This is a genomic window from Bradyrhizobium uaiense, from assembly GCF_010811875.1.
GTDB lineage: Bacteria > Pseudomonadota > Alphaproteobacteria > Rhizobiales > Xanthobacteraceae > Bradyrhizobium > Bradyrhizobium uaiense.
Genome location: NZ_VKHP01000038.1, coordinates 14231 through 31014, shown reverse-complemented (window position 1 = coordinate 31014; position 16784 = coordinate 14231). Strand labels below are relative to the sequence as shown.

At 66.0% G+C, this 16784-nt stretch carries 14 protein-coding genes; 7 read left to right on the top strand and 7 right to left on the bottom strand.

Features of this window, described 5'->3' with window-relative positions; all coding sequences use genetic code 11:
* Positions 1 to 86: 86 nt before the first annotated feature.
* Together FNJ47_RS12205 and FNJ47_RS12200 are read right to left on the bottom strand one after the other, a co-directional pair.
* Positions 87 to 464: a response regulator gene (locus FNJ47_RS12205; protein ID WP_163153320.1), complete on the bottom strand. Its 378-nt coding sequence runs from the start codon at positions 462 to 464 to the stop codon at positions 87 to 89.
* 37 nt (positions 465 to 501) lie between these two features.
* Complete coding sequence (locus tag FNJ47_RS12200) at positions 502 to 1365, bottom strand: MJ0042-type zinc finger domain-containing protein (protein WP_163153319.1); 864 nt, start codon at positions 1363 to 1365, stop codon at positions 502 to 504.
* 171 nt (positions 1366 to 1536) lie between these two features.
* On the opposite strand from FNJ47_RS12200, the gene ftsE reads away from it, so the two are divergent.
* From ftsE to FNJ47_RS12180, 4 genes are all read left to right on the top strand, one after another.
* Positions 1537 to 2196, top strand: a complete 660-nt coding sequence (gene ftsE, locus FNJ47_RS12195) for a cell division ATP-binding protein FtsE (RefSeq protein ID WP_163153318.1) — start codon at positions 1537 to 1539, stop codon at positions 2194 to 2196.
* Positions 2189 to 3160, top strand: a complete 972-nt coding sequence (locus tag FNJ47_RS12190) for a cell division protein FtsX (RefSeq protein WP_163153317.1) — start codon at positions 2189 to 2191, stop codon at positions 3158 to 3160. Before ftsE ends, FNJ47_RS12190 begins: the two co-directional genes overlap by 8 nt.
* 159 nt (positions 3161 to 3319) lie before the next feature.
* Entirely contained in the window at positions 3320 to 4030 is a 711-nt protein-coding gene (locus FNJ47_RS12185) for a YdcF family protein (protein WP_163153316.1), read from the top strand.
* A gap of 13 nt (positions 4031 to 4043) precedes the next feature.
* Positions 4044 to 4802 (top strand): lysophospholipid acyltransferase family protein, encoded by a 759-nt coding sequence (locus tag FNJ47_RS12180; protein WP_163153315.1) that lies wholly within the window; start codon positions 4044 to 4046, stop codon positions 4800 to 4802.
* 2 nt (positions 4803 to 4804) lie between these two features.
* Here the strand turns inward: FNJ47_RS12180 and FNJ47_RS12175 are convergent, their stop codons facing one another.
* From FNJ47_RS12175 to FNJ47_RS12160, 4 genes are all read right to left on the bottom strand, one after another.
* Positions 4805 to 6286, bottom strand: a complete 1482-nt coding sequence (locus FNJ47_RS12175) for an aldehyde dehydrogenase (protein ID WP_163153314.1) — start codon at positions 6284 to 6286, stop codon at positions 4805 to 4807.
* Between the two features lie 129 nt (positions 6287 to 6415).
* Complete coding sequence (locus FNJ47_RS12170; protein WP_163153313.1) at positions 6416 to 9709, bottom strand: efflux RND transporter permease subunit; 3294 nt, start codon at positions 9707 to 9709, stop codon at positions 6416 to 6418.
* Between the two features lie 131 nt (positions 9710 to 9840).
* A complete protein-coding gene (locus tag FNJ47_RS12165) occupies positions 9841 to 11637 on the bottom strand; it encodes a caspase family protein (RefSeq protein WP_163153312.1) in 1797 nt (598 codons plus the stop codon).
* Positions 11638 to 11746: 109 nt separating this feature from the next.
* Positions 11747 to 12352 carry a gamma-glutamylcyclotransferase gene (locus FNJ47_RS12160; protein ID WP_163153311.1) on the bottom strand — a complete coding sequence of 202 codons (606 nt, stop codon included), beginning with the start codon at positions 12350 to 12352 and terminating at the stop codon, positions 11747 to 11749.
* A 141-nt stretch (positions 12353 to 12493) separates the two neighbouring features.
* Between FNJ47_RS12160 and FNJ47_RS12155 the strand changes: the two genes are divergently transcribed.
* Positions 12494 to 13681: a DUF2125 domain-containing protein gene (locus FNJ47_RS12155; protein ID WP_163153310.1), complete on the top strand. Its 1188-nt coding sequence runs from the start codon at positions 12494 to 12496 to the stop codon at positions 13679 to 13681.
* A 9-nt stretch (positions 13682 to 13690) separates the two neighbouring features.
* On the opposite strand, the gene FNJ47_RS12150 is transcribed toward FNJ47_RS12155, so the two are convergent.
* Positions 13691 to 14116 (bottom strand): GFA family protein, encoded by a 426-nt coding sequence (locus FNJ47_RS12150; protein ID WP_163153309.1) that lies wholly within the window; start codon positions 14114 to 14116, stop codon positions 13691 to 13693.
* A gap of 379 nt (positions 14117 to 14495) precedes the next feature.
* On the opposite strand from FNJ47_RS12150, the gene FNJ47_RS12145 reads away from it, so the two are divergent.
* Positions 14496 to 16070: a hypothetical protein gene (locus FNJ47_RS12145; RefSeq protein ID WP_235999842.1), complete on the top strand. Its 1575-nt coding sequence runs from the start codon at positions 14496 to 14498 to the stop codon at positions 16068 to 16070.
* A 40-nt stretch (positions 16071 to 16110) separates the two neighbouring features.
* Positions 16111 to 16620, top strand: coding sequence for a hypothetical protein (locus tag FNJ47_RS12140; RefSeq protein ID WP_235999841.1), 510 nt, complete (start codon positions 16111 to 16113; stop codon positions 16618 to 16620).
* Positions 16621 to 16784 lie beyond the last annotated feature (164 nt).

Genomic DNA, 16784 nt, shown 5'->3' with positions numbered 1-16784 from the left:
TCGAGAAGCCGCGGCGTACTGGATGCCCCGCTTTCGCGGAGCTTGACACAGAATGTGAGGCGAGTTGCTTCGCCCGCAATGACGTCCTAGTTGGCCTTCCTTGCCGCCAGCGCGTCCGCCACCGCCGTGCGGATGTCGGCGACCGAGAACGGCTTGGTCACCACGTCATGCACGATCGCATTGAGGCCGGAGGCGCGCTCGCGCTGATGCGCGAAGCCGGTCATCAGCAGGATCTTCAGCCCGGGGAAGTCGCGTGCCGCGGTCAGGGCCAGCGCGATGCCGTCCATCACGGGCATCTGGATGTCGGTAAGCAAGAGGTCGAACGCGCCCTCATCGCGCGTCAGCACCTCCAGCGCCTCGGCGCCGTCTTGCGCGGTCACGGTCTCGTGGCCGTCCATGGCGATGGCGCGCGCCACCAGCGAGCGCATCGAGTCTTCGTCGTCGGCGATCAGAACACGCGTCATGGTGATTGGTCGATTCCCAAAGTGTTGGCCGGCAGTCTCAGGCGCGGCCGCCGGTGAGATCACGCTTGTTGAAGAATCGTACGTCGATATTGCGGCCTTCGGGCGGCGGCGAGGCGAGGCGCGACTTGAAGAAGGCGCGCTCGCCGGGATTCAGCACCGGCTGCTCCAGCACCGCGTTCCAGGCATAGATTTCAGCGCCTTGCGCGTCGCGGACCGAGAAGCGCAGCCGCGGCAATTCGACCGGCTTCCGGGTCTGGCCGACGATCATGCCCTCGATGACCAGCACCGGCTTGCCGTCCACGGTCTCGTTGGTGATCTTGAGGTCCTTGAAGGCGAGCCCGCGCAGATTCACGTCGAGCCCGACCATCTTGTAGAACAGCGCCGTCTGCGGCAGCAGGCGGACCACGTCGTTGCGCCAGACGAACAGTGCGACGATCAGCGCGGCCATGGCAGCGCAGGTGGTCGGCAGCGCGCCGATCACCGGCATAAAGGGAATCCGGGGCAGGGAAGGCAGGCTGAACAGCCGGGGAAACCGGGGCAGGCGGAAGCGGCGCCGGGTTCCGGTCGGCTCCTGGCCGTCGGCATGAGCTGCGGCATCCGCGGCGGCCACCGCCGGCCATTCCGCTGCGGCGTCGCCCTCGGGTAAATCGGCCGAAATCGAGGGGCTTTCGACCATCGGGGTCTCGTCAGCCTCCTCGCGGCCCATCGCATCCCATTCGGCAGCCAGGTCGGACCCGGCGGACTGATAGGCCAGAATGGGCGCCACAGCCCCGATCGCGTCCTCCGGCCGGGCCAGCCAGACCTCCCGGCAGCGGGAACAACGGACGGAGCGTCCGGCCTCCCCCAGGGTGGCCGGATTGATGGCGTAGGATGTTGTACAATGCGGGCAAACGATATGCATGGAGCCGAATCTCCACCGTGACTTTGCCCGGATGCTACTTAGCGACCGTTAACGAATCGGAAACCATAACCGCAGCACAACCTTTCTGTGCGGTTCATGGCCGGTCGGCCGGGGCCCGGGACGTCTTTGTGGGGCATTGGGCCACTGGCCCTCTCGAACGGAGCTAGCGCATTGGTTCGGTTCGAAAATGTCGGTTTGCGCTACGGGCTCGGCCCGGAGGTTCTGCGCGACCTCTCGTTCACGATCCCGGCGCACTCGTTCCAGTTCCTCACCGGCCCGTCGGGCGCGGGCAAGACCTCGCTGCTGCGGCTGTTGTTCCTGTCGCTGCGGCCGACCCGCGGGCTGGTCAATCTGTTCGGCAAGGACGTCTCCCTGCTCAACAAGGACCAGGTCGCCGACCTGCGCAAGCGGATCGGCATCGTGCTGCAGGATTTTCGCCTGCTCGACCATATGACGACCTATGAGAACGTCGCGTTGCCGTTCCGCGTGATGGGCCGCGAGGAATCGAGCTATCGCCGCGAGGTGATCGACCTCCTGAAATGGGTCGGCCTCGGCGAGCGGATGGATGCACTGCCGCCGATCCTGTCGGGCGGCGAGAAGCAGCGCGCGGCGATCGCGCGCGCGGTGATCTCGCGGCCGCAATTGCTGCTGGCGGACGAGCCGACCGGCAGTGTCGATCCGACGCTCGGGCGCCGCCTGCTGCGGCTGTTCATCGAGCTCAACAAATCGGGCACCGCTGTTATCATCGCGACCCACGACATCACGTTGATGGATCAGTACGAGGCGCGGCGGCTGGTGCTGCATCAGGGACGGCTGCACATCTATGAGTAAGAGCGGCGACGAGAAAGTGTCGTTGGTCGATCTCGGGCGCGAGCGCCCGCAGGTCCCGGCCACCGCGCGCAACATGTCGCCGATCGTGCCGCGTGCCTCGATCTCCGGCCGCGCGCTGGTCGCGGTCGTCGCGATCATGACGTTCCTCGCCTCGCTGACGACAGGCACCGTGCTCCTGGTCAGCGCGTCGGCCGCCGAATGGCAGTCCGAGGTGTCGAGCGAGGTCACCATCCAGGTGCGCCCTTCGCCCGGCCGCGACCTCGATCGCGATGCGCAGGCGGCGGTGGAGGCGATGCGGGCGCAGCCCGGCATTCTCGAGGTTCGTCCGTTCAGCAAGGAAGAATCCGCCAAGCTGCTGGAGCCGTGGCTCGGCAGCGGGCTCTCGATCGACGAGCTGCCGGTGCCGCGCGTCATCGTGGCGCGGGTGCAGCCCGGCACCACGCTCGATCTCGCGGCGCTGCGCGCACGGGTGACGCAGGCGGCGCCGACCGCAAGCGTCGACGATCACCGCGCCTGGATCGAGCGCATGCGCTCGATGACCGGCGCCACGGTGTTTGCCGGCATCGGCATCCTGATCCTCGTGATCATCGCCACCATCATCTCGGTGTCGTTCGCGACCCGCGGCGCGATGGCCGCCAACCGTCCGATCGTCGAGGTGCTGCATTTCGTCGGCGCCGGCGACAGCTTCATCGCCAACCGCTTCCTGCGGCACTTCCTGCGGCTCGGCCTCGAAGGCGGGCTGATCGGGGGCGGCGCGGCGATGCTGGCATTCGGCTTCTCGGAGTCGATCGCCAACTGGTTCTCCGGCACACCGGTAGGCGACCAGTTCGCGGCCCTGCTCGGCACGTTCTCGCTGCGTCCGTCCGGCTATCTGGTGCTGGCGATGCAGGCGGTGCTGATCGCGGCGATCACCGCATGGGCGTCGCGGCGCACCTTGTTTGCCACGCTCGACGACATCGACTGACGGGCCTGCGAAATCGAAAATCATGGTCGGTGTCGTGATTGCGTTTGGTCGCCCGAGTGTCCTTCCGCGTGCATCCACGCGGCGCTGGCCCGGCAAAACCGGTTTCCACTTTGCCGGATCATGCTCTAAAATCCCCGGGGGGAAGGACGACCGCATCACATGAGTTTGCAGCCCGACGATACGTCGCCGAATGGCCATGCCGCGCGTCCGCGCGGCTGGCTGCGCGCCGTCATCGTCGCGCCGCTGGCGATCGCCTTCGTTGCTGCGGCGGTCGGCTTCATCGGCTTCCTGTCGCAATTGCGCGGCGTCGAGACCGATCCGCCGCACAATGCCGATGGCATCGTGGTGCTGACCGGCGGCTCGTCGCGGGTGTCGGATGCGATGGAACTGCTGGCTGCAGGCTACGGCAAGCGTCTCCTGATCTCGGGCGTGCACCCGACCAATGATGCCGGCGACATCTCGCGCTCGGTGCCGGACAGCCGTGGGCTGATGAGCTGCTGCGTCGATCTCGACCGCTCGGCGGTGAACACCCGCAGCAACGCGGCGGAGACGCGGCGCTGGGCGCGCGAGCGCGGCTTCAAATCGCTGATCGTGGTGACCTCGAACTACCACATGCCGCGGGCGATCGTGGAACTGTCACACGCGATGCCTGATGTCACGCTGATCCCGTTCGCGGTGGTCGGCGACAAATGGCGCGACGAGCCCTGGTGGACGAGTGGCGCGGCGTTCCGTCTCTTGCTATCGGAATACGCCAAATATGTCGCGGCGGAGATGCGGGTGCGGTTGGCCGATATCGGCCTCGACCTGACCTCGGATCTTGCCGAGCCGGCAGCGGCGCCACGCCGCCCGGCGACCGCGCAGGCGAACTAGAACTGGGACTGAGATGATCTTCCTGCGCTCGCTGATCTTCAACGTGCTGTTCTATCTCGTGCTGGTGCTGCTCTGCGTCATCGCGCTACCGGCATTGCTGCTGCCGCGCGGCGCGCTGATGGCAATCGAAGCCGCATGGGCCAGCACCAGCCTGTTCCTGATGCGCGTGATCTGCAACATCAGGATCGAGTTCCGCGGCGTCGAGAAGATCCCGGCGGGACCATTGGTCGTCGCCTCGAAGCATCAATCGTTCTGGGAGACGTTTGCGCTGGTGCGCTTCTTCGAGCACCCGCTGTTCATTCTCAAGCGCGAGCTGATGATGATCCCGGTGTTCGGCTGGTACCTGAAGAAGGTCGGCATGATCTCGGTAGAGCGTGGCGGCGGACCGCGTTCGCTGATCAAGACGCTGAAGGCGGCGGCGGCCGAGGTGAAGCTCGGTCGGCAGCTCGTGATCTTTCCGGAAGGCACCCGCACCGCGCCCGGTGCCGCGCCGAACTACAAGGCCGGCGTCGCCCAGATCTATGCCGAGAGCGGCGTGCCGTGCCTGCCGATCGCGCTCAATTCCGGGCTGTTCTGGCCGCGCCGCACCTTCATGCGCTATCCCGGCACGCTGGTGGTCGAATTCCTCGATCCGCTGCCGCCGGGCCTGCCGCGCGACGAGTTCATGACCCGCCTACGCGATCAGATCGAAACCGCCACCACCCGCATCGTCGACGCCGGCCGCGCCGAGCAGGCGAAATTGTTCGGCGGTGTGCCGGGGGCGAAGGGGTAAGGCTACCGCATCACGAACGGATTGGCCGGCACGTCCGTCGCGGTCGAGATCCAGACGCTCTTGGTTTCTTGATATTCGCGCACCGCGTCGATGCCGCTCTCGCGGCCGACGCCGGAGAACTTCATGCCGCCGAACGGCATCATGTAGCTGATGGCGCGGTAGGTGTTCACCCACACCGTGCCGGCGCGGAGTAGCTTCGGCACGCGGATGGCGCGGGCGAGGTCCTTGGTCCAGATGCCGGCGGCAAGGCCGTAGATCGTGTCGTTGGCGATCCGGATGGCGTCTTCCTCGGTGTCGAACGAGATGATCGACAGCACCGGCCCGAACACCTCCTCGCGCGCGATCCGCATGGTGTTGTCGACGTCGGTGAAGATCGTCGGCTCGACGAACTGGCCGCCCTTGATGCCGTCGCCGGAGGCGGGCTTGCCGCCGAGCAGGCAGTGCGCGCCTTCGGCTTTCGCGATATCGATGTAGTCGAGCACCTTCTTGTACTGCGCCGGCGTCGTGATCGGCCCGACATTGGTGTCGGCTTGCATGGGGTCGCCGATCTTGGCGGATTTCGCGAGCTCCAGCACGCGCGCGACGAACTTCTCCTTGATCGAGCTCTGCACCAGCAGGCGCGAGCCGGCGATGCAGGTCTGCCCCGTGGCGGCGAAGACGCCGGAGATCGCGCCGGCCGCAGCCGCAGTGAGATCGGCATCCTCGAACACGATGTTGGGCGACTTGCCGCCGAGCTCGAGCGAGACGCGCTTCAGACTCTTGGCCGCGGTCTCGTAGACCTTGGCGCCGGTGGTGTCCGATCCGGTGAAGGTGATCTTGGCGACGCCGGGATGGGAGATCAGTGCCGAGCCTGCCTCGGGGCCGAAGCCGGTGACCACGTTGAAGATGCCGTCGGGGATTCCGGCCTCTTTCGTTAGCGCCGCGAATTCCAGCGTGCTGGCCGAGGTGAATTCCGAGGGCTTGACGACCACGGCGCAGCCCGCCGCGAGCGCGGCGGCACATTTCCAGGCCACGAACAGCAGCGGGGAATTCCAGGCGGTCAGCGCCGCGACGACGCCGACCGGCTCATGCGTCGTGTAGGCGAACGTGTCGGCCTTGTCGATCGGCACCAGGCCGCCTTCGAGCTTGTCGACGAGGCCGCCGAAATACCACCACCACTCCGGATGGTAGCGCAGCTGCCCCAGCATCTCCGCCATCAGCTTGCCGTTGTCGCGCACCTCGATCTCGGCGAGACGCTCGGCATTGGCGGCGACGAGGTCGCCGAGCTTGCGCATCGCCTTGCCGCGCGCGGACGCCGTCATCTTCGTCCACGGGCCGTTCCACATCGCCTCATTGGCGGCCTTCACCGCCTTGTCGGCATCGGCGGCGGTGCCGCGCGGGATCTTTGCCCAGGCCTCGCCGCGATAGGGATCGATCGATTCGAACCACTCGCCATTGGCCGGGTCGACATACTGGCCGTTGATGTAGAGCTGATAGGTCTTCATGAGACGCTCCCGCACGATGGTTCTGGTTGACCTCAGGCTATCACGCCTTGCGCGACGCCGTCATAACGCAGCTGCGTGAGCGGGGTTGCAGACGGCCCGGACCCGGACGGGTCTGTCAACGATGGGCGCTCACGACGCGCGTGCTGCTGTGCGCCGTGCGCGGCGTGCGGCGCGCCGCCGCTGGGTCCAGAGTCTCGCGCGGTCGAGATAGAGATAGACCACCGGCGTGGTGTAGAGCGTCAGGATCTGGCTCAGGATCAGTCCACCGAAGATCGCGATGCCGAGCGGCTGGCGCAGCTCGCTGCCTTCGCCGAGGCCGATCATCAGCGGCACCGCGCCGAACAATGCGGCGAGCGTCGTCATCATGATCGGCCGGAAACGCATCAGGCAGGCTTCGTAGATCGCGTCGCGCGACGACAGCCCGCGCTGGCGTTCGGCATCGAGCGCGAAGTCGATCATCATGATGGCGTTCTTCTTCACGATGCCGACCAGCAGGATCACCCCGATCATGCCGATGATGTCGAAATCGGTGTGCGACAGCATCAGCGCGGCCACCGCGCCGACGCCGGCCGAGGGCAAAGTGGACAGGATCGTCAGCGGGTGGATGTAGCTCTCGTAGAGCATGCCGAGCGAGATGTAGATCGTCGCCAGCGCGGCCAGGATCAGGAACAACTCGTTGGCCAGCGCCTGCTGGAAGACCTTTGCGGAGCCCGCGAAGCCGCCGGAAATGCCTGCCGGCATGCCGAGCGCATGCATCGTATTCTCGATCGTGGTGGTCGCCGTGCTCAGTGAGACGCCCGGCGGCAGATTGAAGGAGATGGTGCTGGCGACCAGCAGATCCTGGTGGTTGACCGAGAGCGGCGTTTCGCCATGCTCGAAACGGGCGACGCTGGACAGCGGGATCATCGTCTCGGCGCTGGTCGAGACCGCGGTTCCGGTCGAGGCGACGCCCTTGCCGGTGGCGCCGATCGAGTTGGTGGCCTGGTTGCGCACCACATTGGCGGCGACCGAGCTGATCGAGCTCTTTTGCGACGACGAGGCCACCGTTCCGGCCACCGCATTGGTGCTCTGGGTGCCGCTCGCCGAGCCGCCCGAGGTCGAGATGTAGACCTCCTTCAGGGTCTGCGGGTCCTGCGAGAAGCGCGGCGCGACCTCCATGATCACGTGATACTGGTTGCGCGCGACGAAGATGGTCGAGACCTGGCGCTGCCCGAAGGCGTCATAGAGCGTGTTGTCGAGCTGGCTGACGGTGATGCCGAGCCGGGAGGCGGCGTCGCGATCGATCACCAGATTGGCCTGCAGCGCCTTGTTCTGCTGGTCGGTGTTGACGTCGGCGAGGGTCGGCTCCTTCTGCAGCGCCGCGACGAGCTTCGGCGTCCACTCGTTGAGCCCCTCGAAGGTCGAGCCCTTCAGCGTGTATTGATACGCGGCGTTACCCGAACGCCCGCCGGCGCCGAGATCGCCGATCGATTGCAGGAACAGGGTGGCGCCCGCCACCGTCGCGAGCTTGTCGCGCAGCCGCTCGATCACCTTGTCGGCGCGCAGCTTGCGTTCGTCCATCGGTTTCAGTGAGGCGAACACGGTGCCGGTGTTGGTGCCGCCGGGACCGACGCCGCCGCCGCCGGTGAAGCCGACCGCGGTATCCACCGCCGGGTCCGCCTTCACGATGTCGATGAACTGCGTCAGCTTCTGCTGCATCAGCTGGAACGAGGTGCTCTGGTCGGCCTGGATCGAGCCGACCAGGAGCCCGGTATCTTGTTGCGGCACGAAGCCCTTGGGCACGACGGTGTAGAGATGGACGTTCAAATAGAGCGTGCAGCCCAGGATCAGCATCACCAGCAGCGGATGGCGCAGCGCGAGGCCGAGCGTCGCGCGGTAGCCGTTCAGCATCAGCTCGAAGACGCGTTCGTTGATCCGGTAGATCCAGCCATGCGGCTGGCCTTCCTCCTTGCGCAGCAGCACGGAGCACATCATCGGCGTCGTGGTCAGCGAGACCACCAGCGAGATCACGATCGCGATCGTGATCGTCATCGCGAATTCGCGGAACAGGCGGCCGACCAGCCCGCCCATTAACAGGATCGGCACGAACACCGCGACCAGCGACACGCTCATCGACAGCACCGTGAAGCCGACCTCGCGGGTGCCGAGCAGCGTGGCCTCCATCCGCGACAACCCGGCATCCATGTGGCGGGTGATGTTTTCCAACACCACGATGGCATCGTCGACCACGAAACCGGTCGCCACCGTCAGCGCCATCAGCGAGAAGATGTCGAGCGTGTAGCCGAGCAGATACATCACCGCGAAGGTCGCGATCAGCGATACGCCGACCGCCACGACAGGCACCAGCGTCGCCCGTGCATTGCGCAGGAACGCGAACACCACCAGGATCACCAGCGCGACGGCGATCAACAGCGTGATTTCGACGTCGTGCAGCGAAGCCCGGATTGTCTTCGAGCGGTCCATCGCCAGCGTGATGTCCATCGCCGGCGAGACCGAGGCCCGGAGCTGCGGCATCAGCCCCTTCACATTGTCGACCATCTTGATGATGTTGGCGCCCGGCTGCCGGTACACGATCATCACGACGGCCGGCTTGCCGTTGGAAAGGCCGAGCGTGCGCACGTTCTCCACGGAGTCGATGACGTCGCCGACATCGGTCAGCCGCACCGCCGCGCCGTTGCGGTAGGCGACGACCAGCGGCTTGTAGTCGGCCGCCTTCCGGGCCTGGTCGTTGGCGTAGATCTGGTAGCGCTGGTGGCCGACGTCGATGCCGCCCTTCGGGCTGTGCGCATTGGCGCTCGAGAGCGCGGCGCGGACGTCCTCGAGTCCGATGCCGTATTTGTAGAGCGCCGGCGGGATCAGCTCGACGCGCACCGCGGGCAGCGAGCCGCCGCCGACCGAGACCTCGCCGACGCCCTCGACCTGCGACAGCTTCTGCGCCAGCACGGTCGAGGCGGCGTCATACAGCTCGGCCGGCGTCAGCGTGTCGGAGGTCAGGGTGTAGATCAGGATCGGCGCCGAGGCCGGGTTGAACTTGCGGTAGGTCGGATTGGCGCGCAGGTTGGTCGGCAGATCGGCCCGCGCCGCGTTGATCGCCGCCTGCACGTCGCGCGCGGCGCCGTTGATGTCGCGGTCGATGTCGAATTGCAGTGTGATGCGGGCTGAGCCGAGCGATGACACCGAGGTCATTTCGGTGACGCTGGCGATCTGGCCGAGGTGACGTTCCAGGGGGCTCGCCACGGTGGAGGCGACGTCGGCGGGGCTGGCGCCGGGCAGGGTCGCCTGCACCATGATGGTCGGGATGTCGACGTCGGGCAGCGGCGACACCGGCAGCTTGAAGAACGCAATGATGCCCGCCACCACTAGTCCAAGCGACAGCAGCGTGGTGCCGACCGGTCGGCGGATAAAGGGCGCGGAGAGGTTCATTGCATCAGCAAGCGATGTTTGCGGATCAGCTTCTATCCGTCCGCGCCGCGATGCAAAAGCCTAAATGTCACAGGGCGCTGCCATACAGAAGCCGCGATGTGTCTGGTCGCAACAAAGGCCACGGCCGCGGACTACTTCGCCGCGTTCGCGCTCGCGCCGACGAAGTAGAAATCCTCGCTTCCTGGCACCGAGCCGTAGCTGAACGGCTGCTGCCGGCGATCGGTCGCGGCCATGACGTCGTCGCGCACGAGGTCGAACAGCTTGCGGATCTCGATCCGCGGCGTCTGCATCCGCTTGATCAGGGCCGTCACGAACGGGCTGTGGCCGCCGTCGCCGTCGAGCGCGACCTGGCCGTGCTTGGCGGCGTAGACGACCAGCGTGCCGCTGTCGGGTTCGATCTGTGCCAATCCCCTGCCGATGGAACGTGAGGCGACGGTCCGCTTGATCTGGTTGGCGAACGGGTTGTCGCGGCAGGCATCGAGGATGACGAGATGCAGCTTGCGCGCGCCTTCGGTGGCGCCCATCACCTGGGTCAGCGCGACGGCCTCGTACGGCACGTCGCGGTCGGTCGCGAGCTTGGCGTCGACGGGGACCAGATAGTTCTCGCCCGCCATCTCCATGCCGTGCCCGGCATAGTAGATCACCGCCCAGTCGGCGCCGTCTGCAGCGTTGGCGAATGACTTCAGCGCTTCGACCAGGCCGTCGCGGGTGGCGTCATTGACGAGGCGGACATCCTGAAAGCCTGTGGCACGCAGCGTCTCGGCGATCGCCGCTGCGTCCTGGACGGGGTTCGGCAGCGCCGGGACGGAGCGGTATTTTGAGTTGCCGACGACAAGGGCGACGCGCCGTTCGGTCGTTGCCGCCTTTGGGCCCGCGCCGACCGGCGCGATCGGAACGGCCGCGGCGAGGGCGGGGGCCGGCTTTGCCGCACCGTGATCCGCGACGACGCTCTTGTCCGTGCTGGCAATTTTATCGAGCCGTTGCAGGCCTTCCCTGGCGACGCGCTGCCCTTGCGTGCGGTCGAGCTGATCGAGGCCGATGACATCGAGCGCGTGGCGGAAGTCGGCGCGCGCACCCTCGATATCGCCCTTCTTCTCGTCGGCGATGCCGCGGTGGGCGTAGTTCAACGCGCCCTGGGCATTGAGTTGCGTGGCGTGGTCGTAGTCGCGCACGGCTTGATCGAGCTCGCCCTTGCTGGCCAGCGTCAGGCCGCGCAGCGAGTAGAACTCGGGCTGCCCATCCTGGATCGCGATCGCGCGATCGACGTCTCGTGCGGCATTGTCGATGTCGCCGGCGCTGACCTCGATCACGGCCCGGCAATAATAGGGACCGCCGGCGCGCGGCGCGAGCTTGAGCGCATCCTGGCAATGCAGCGCCGCGAGCCGATCCTTGCCGCTGAAATCATAGACCAGCGCGCGATTGACATAGGCGTACCAGGAGTTGGGATCGAGCTCGATGGATCTGCCGTAATCGGCCAGCGCGCGATCATAGTCTCCGGTGGCAACGAACAGCTCGGCGCGATTGTTGAACCAGCCGGCGCTGAACGGACCGGTAGGCTTGAGCTGGATGGCTCGATCGAAGTCGCTCAGCGCGCGGTCGTAGTCCTGGTTTTGCAGATAGACCTTGGCCCGCTGGCCATAGGAGGGCGCGAACGCCGGATTGATCGCGATCGACTGATCGTAGTCAGCCTTGGCCTTTTCCAGATCGCCCTTGTTATGCCAGGCGAGCGCCCGGTTGTAATAGGTGATCGAAAGGTCGCGCCCCCTGGGATTGAGCGCGATCAGACGGGTGCAGGCGGGGATCACCAGGTCAGGCCGCGAATTCCTGGCATCGCAAACCGCGCCATCCTCTCTCAGACCGGCATAAGATGGGGCGTTCAGCAGCAACAGCAGGCCGATTGCGGCGAGCTTGAACAATGAGGGGCGCATTCCTGTCATTCCATTCCAGCGACCGGAAATTGAGACCACAATGTTGTTCGCGCCGTGGCAAGAATTCGCGAACCGGGTTCCTCGGCGCCGGCAATCGGCGCGGCCGGGCTCAGGCCGGATCGATCCCGCCAGCCGCACGCGCATCCCGGTGCAGCGAGCCTGAATCGTGCAGCATCGTCGCAAGCTGATGCAGCTGGGTGTCGCGAAAGCCCTGCTTCTCGATCGAGGCAACGGTCGAGAGCACATAGTCGCGGTTGTTGCCGGAGCGGCCATGGCCCTGCTGCACCAGGCGCTGCTGCTCCGACAGCGACAGCCGCCCGGCATATTGCACATGGCCGCGATCGACCACATAGGCCAGCGCAGAGACGCGATCGCGCGCCGCATTCTCCAGCCACACCGAGCGCATCACCTCGCGATAGACATTGGTGGTCTGCTCGCGCGCCCGCAAATAGGCGATGGTGTCGTGGCGCAGCTGCGCGGCGACGCGGAACGCGATGCCGCGGCAGGCGCCGCCGCGGTCGAGCCCGAGCACCAGACCCGGCTTCTCCGGCGTGCCGCGGTGGTCGAACGAATAGACGCAGAGCGCGCGATGCTCACCGATCAGCCGCGCCGGCACCTGCTCGAGGTACTCGAAGCCCGGCTTCCACATCAGCGAGCCATAACCGAACACCCAGAGGTCGCCGTCGGTTTCGGAATGAGTTGGATTTGCTGACATCGCGCAGATGGGCTAGCAGAACAACGAGTCGAAGCGAAGCAAATTCCGTGATGTTTCCAAGAGTTGCGCAGGAGTTGCGCAAGGGTTGCCCTTCGCTTGCGGCCGCTTAGATTTGACAAATTCGCCCGCCAAAGGACCCGCATGTCCGATTTGACCTCCGCCCCCCGCCGCCGCTCGCGCTTCGGCCTCTATGCCGTCCCCGTCGCGGTCCTGATCGCCGCGGTCGCGTGGAGCGGTTTCTGGTTCTTTGCAGCTTCCGAGGTCGGCGTGCAGGCCGATGCCTGGCGCGCCCAGGAGGCGAAGGCCGGCCGGGTCTATGATTGCGGCAACCGTTCGGTGGCGGGTTACCCGTTCCGATTCGAGGTCCGCTGCACCGATCCGAGCGTGATGCTGGTGTCGCAGACCGCCTCGCCGCAGATGGCGTTCGTGGCGCGGCTCGCCGAGATCCTGGTGGTCGCGCAGGTCTATGACCCCAAGCTTGTGATCGCGGAGTTCAAGGGCCCCGCGACGATCGCCGAGCGCAACGCGCAGCCCACGCTGTCCGTGAACTGGAGCCTCGGGCGCAGCAGCGTGGTCGGCCTGCCGGCGGTGCCGCAGCGCGCCTCGCTGGTGTTCGACAATCTCGCCATCGACCGCACCGGCGGTCCCGCGCCGACGCCGCTGATGCGCGTCAATCACATCGAGCTGCATGGAAGGCAGGTCGACGGCTCGGCCCCGGACAGCCCCGCGATCGAGACCGTGCTGCAAATATCAGGCGGCACCTTGCAGGAGGTGCATCCGCTGCTGACCCAGCCGTTCAACGCCGACATCCATGCGCGGCTGAACGGCCTGAAGGATTTCTCGCCTAAGCCGTGGCCGGATCGTTTCCGCGAGATTCAGGCGGCCGGCGGCAGCGTCGAGATCCAGCAGTCGCGGATCGAGCAGGGCGACGTGGTGTCGGTCGCGGCCGGCACGCTGCGCCTCAACGCGCAAGGTCGCATCGACGGCGAGTTGCAGATGACGGTCGCCGGCCTCGAACGCGTCATCCCCGCGCTCGGCATCGACAAGATGCTGGAGGAGGGCGTGCCGCAGTCGACGCTCGATCGCGTCGCGCCGGGCGTGAAGAGCCAGGACCTCAGCAATCTCTTCGGCGCGCTGGATCGCGCGATCCCCGGCCTCGGCAAGGTGATCAAGCAGAACGCCAATGCCGGCATTTCCGCCGGCATCAATTCGCTCGGCACCGAGGCCACGCTCGAAGGCAAGAAGGCGCGCAGCTTCCCGCTGCGCTTCGCCGACGGCGCGGTGTTTTTGGGCCCGCTGAAAGTCGCGCAGATTCCGCCGCTGTTCTGAGCTGCGCGCTCAGTCAGCCGGGATGAAGCGGAGCGTGCCGGCGCGGCGCGTCGGCTTGCCGGTGTCGTTGGTGTGGTTGACGCCGTCCATGACCGGCACCTCGGGGAAGTCGAACGGGCTTACGCCGTCCAGGCAGGCCACGTTGACGGCATAGAGGTTCTGATCGGATCGCCGTTGATGATGGGTGTAGATGCCGCAGCGGGAGCAGAAGAAGTGCTGCGCCGATCCGGTATGGAAGCGGTAGCTGGTCAGCGCATCCTCGCCTTGCAGAAACTTGATCCCGCCCATTTCCGCCATGACAACGACGGCGCCGCGCATCCGGCAGTAGGAGCAGGTGCAGCGGCGGATCGAATTGAAGCCGTCGCTCAGCGTCGCCTCGAAACGCACCGCGCCGCAATGGCACTGGCCAGCTCGAACGTTGGCGTCGTCCACCATGTTGCCTGCCCCTCTTGATAGCCTGCACTCGATACGGGCGTATCTCCAAAATCCGGGCCCGACAATCCCGCAAAACTCGCGCATAGCGCTAGAAAAACTCACGCGAGGGCTCGACGTCAGTCTTGTAGGGCTGATTAGCCGTCAGGCGTAATCCGCCAACGGTCGCCGTCGGCTGTGCGGCGGATTACGCTGACGGTAATCCGCCCTACGCATCGGACGCACTCACTATTCCCTCGCGCGCGATATTGTCGGTTGCGGCAACCTATTCCCGCGGTCGCGATGAGAAAAACGTGACCGCAATAATGCGGGTCGCCGCGAATATCATTCCCCGAGTACCGCTCTCTCTCGCCTGAGGAAACAACCTCGTGTGGAGGAAGCGATGCGAATTCTCGGGGGAATTCTGCTCGGCAGCATGCTGCTGTCGGCGGGGCCGGTGCTGGCGGAGGACGATGCGTCCGAGCTGCGTGCGTTGAAGGCACGTCTCAAGCAGCTTGAACAGAAGATGGAGGTGCAGGCGCGCAAGGAGGAGGCGCTGGCCGCAAAACAGAGCGCAATGCAGCATACCCAGATGGCCGCGAAGGCGCCGGTGCCGTTCGATCCCTGCGCATCGGGCAAGCTCTGCTACAAGGGCGTCACCTTCACTTTCGGCGGCTGGGTCGACCTCACCGGCATCTATCGCACCCGCAATCTCGCCTCCGACACCGGCTCGGTCTACGCTTTCATTCCGTTCCCGCAGAGCAAGAATTTCAACACCGGCGAGTCGCGCTTCTCGGCGCGGCAGACCCGCTTCTCGGTGCTTGCGGAAGCCGAGGTGTTCGCCAACACCCGTGTCGCCGGCTACGGCGAACTCGACCTCGAAGGCGCGGCGCAGACGGCGAATTCGGTCGCGACCAACTCCTTCAATCCGCGGCTGCGGCAGGCCAGCGTCGAGATCGATCGCACCGATCTCGGCCTGCACATCCTCGCCGGCCAGAGCTGGTCGTTGAACGCGCCGAGCAAGGCCGGCATCGATCCGCGTGGGGTCGATGCACCCGGTGTGATCGATTTCGAATCGGTGCCCGGCTTCCTTGCGGCGCGGCAGCCCGGCATTCGCGTCTGGCAGGATATCGGGCCCGAGGTCAAGCTCGCGGTCTCGGCGGAAAACCCGCAGACCTCGTTCTTCGGCGGCAACACGCCGCTGGTCGGCACGCCTGCGGTCGGGCCGCAGGGCGTGCTCAATCCGAACGTGCTGGTCAACCTCACCGGGCCGGGCGGCAGCTTCTTCAACAACGCCAACAATGTCAGCCTCAACCATGTGCCCGATTTCACCGTGAAGGGCGCGTGGGATCCGCGGCTCGGGCCCTACAAGGTACACGTCGAGGGCTGGGCGATGTATCGCGACTTCTACGATCGCTTCAACTTCGCCAACCACGACCTCAACACGGTGAGCTTCGGCGGGCATTTCTCGGCGGAGATCGTGCCGAAGCTGCTGGAGCTGCAGGGCTCCGCGTCCCACGGTGCGCTCGGCCGGTTCACCGCGACGCCGTTCCCGGATGCAACGCTTCGCCAGGACGGCACGATCCAGCCGCTGCCGATCACGGCCTTCCTGCTCGGCACGGTCTGGCACACGACGCCGTCGCTCGATCTCTACGCCTATGCCGGCCTCGAGAAGACCAAGGCGACGTTCTCCAATGTCGGCACGGTGCCGTTCGGCTACGGCAATCCGCTCTACAACAATCTCGGCTGCAACATCGAGAATTCGCCGGCGGCGACCTGTAACGGCAACACCTCGGAGGTCAGGCAGTATACCGCCGGCTTCTACGACACGATCTTCAAGGGCGACTACGGTGCGATCAAGGCCGGCGTCCAGTACTCCTACAACCAGCGCTTCGCCTTCGCCGGTGTCGGCGGCGCGCCGAGGACCGACGACCACATCATCATGTCGCAGATCCGCTACTACCCGTTCTCTCCGTAGAAACGGAGAGAGGGAGCAGAGCCGGTAAAGGAGACCGCAGATGAGGATCGTGAGCAGACCGAAGGGCAGGGCCGTGATCGCTCGCGAACTGATGATGGTCAGCCGCGCCGCGCATGTGCTGCAGCGAACCGGGCTGGCGATGGCCGGTGCCATGGGCGGCACCTTCGTCGCCGCTCAGCTCGCGAAGGGCCACATCGCTTTCTTCGGCACACTTGCCTTCATCGCGACGACGATCGTGATCGGCGCCGTCGGCTTCTATCTCGGCATCGATATTCCGAAGCCGACGGTGCGCGTGACGGGGCGCATCGACACCGTCGAGCTGCTGAGCGCGGGCGGCATCTTTCTCGCCGCACTCGCCGCGCTGGTGTCGGTCTATGGCATCGTGTTCGACGAGATTCCGCCACGGGCCTGGGAATTCGTGTTCGGCTCGTGGTGGTTCGGCGGCGCGGTCATGCTGGCAATTGCCGGCTTGGCCGGCCGTCAGCGGCTGGCGCAGAAGGTCGCAGTGGCGTCGGCGGGGCCGATCCGGGATCAACGGATGAAACGGTGAGCACCGGTACGGGTGCGCGGCCAGCAATCCATGTCGCGAGAACGCGAAGCTGCGTCCTCATCCTCAACTGTCATCGCCCGGCTCGACCGGGCGATCCAGTACGCCGCGGCCTCTCGGCTCAATAACGACTGCCTCTGGAATACTGGATCACCCGCTTTCGCGGG

What these genes read in the sequence shown, in the direction of transcription:
- FNJ47_RS12205 (WP_163153320.1), bottom strand. Translation starts at nt 464, where the DNA reads ATGACGCGTGTTCTGATCGCCGACGACGAAGACTCGATGCGCTCGCTG.
- FNJ47_RS12200 (WP_163153319.1), bottom strand. Translation starts at nt 1,365, where the DNA reads ATGCATATCGTTTGCCCGCATTGTACAACATCCTACGCCATCAATCCG.
- FNJ47_RS12190 (WP_163153317.1), top strand. Translation starts at nt 2,189, where the DNA reads ATGAGTAAGAGCGGCGACGAGAAAGTGTCGTTGGTCGATCTCGGGCGC.
- FNJ47_RS12185 (WP_163153316.1), top strand. Translation starts at nt 3,320, where the DNA reads ATGAGTTTGCAGCCCGACGATACGTCGCCGAATGGCCATGCCGCGCGT.
- FNJ47_RS12180 (WP_163153315.1), top strand. Translation starts at nt 4,044, where the DNA reads ATGATCTTCCTGCGCTCGCTGATCTTCAACGTGCTGTTCTATCTCGTG.
- FNJ47_RS12175 (WP_163153314.1), bottom strand. Translation starts at nt 6,286, where the DNA reads ATGAAGACCTATCAGCTCTACATCAACGGCCAGTATGTCGACCCGGCC.
- FNJ47_RS12170 (WP_163153313.1), bottom strand. Translation starts at nt 9,709, where the DNA reads ATGAACCTCTCCGCGCCCTTTATCCGCCGACCGGTCGGCACCACGCTG.
- FNJ47_RS12165 (WP_163153312.1), bottom strand. Translation starts at nt 11,637, where the DNA reads ATGCGCCCCTCATTGTTCAAGCTCGCCGCAATCGGCCTGCTGTTGCTG.
- FNJ47_RS12160 (WP_163153311.1), bottom strand. Translation starts at nt 12,352, where the DNA reads ATGTCAGCAAATCCAACTCATTCCGAAACCGACGGCGACCTCTGGGTG.
- FNJ47_RS12155 (WP_163153310.1), top strand. Translation starts at nt 12,494, where the DNA reads ATGTCCGATTTGACCTCCGCCCCCCGCCGCCGCTCGCGCTTCGGCCTC.
- FNJ47_RS12150 (WP_163153309.1), bottom strand. Translation starts at nt 14,116, where the DNA reads ATGGTGGACGACGCCAACGTTCGAGCTGGCCAGTGCCATTGCGGCGCG.
- FNJ47_RS12145 (WP_235999842.1), top strand. Translation starts at nt 14,496, where the DNA reads ATGCGAATTCTCGGGGGAATTCTGCTCGGCAGCATGCTGCTGTCGGCG.
- FNJ47_RS12140 (WP_235999841.1), top strand. Translation starts at nt 16,111, where the DNA reads ATGAGGATCGTGAGCAGACCGAAGGGCAGGGCCGTGATCGCTCGCGAA.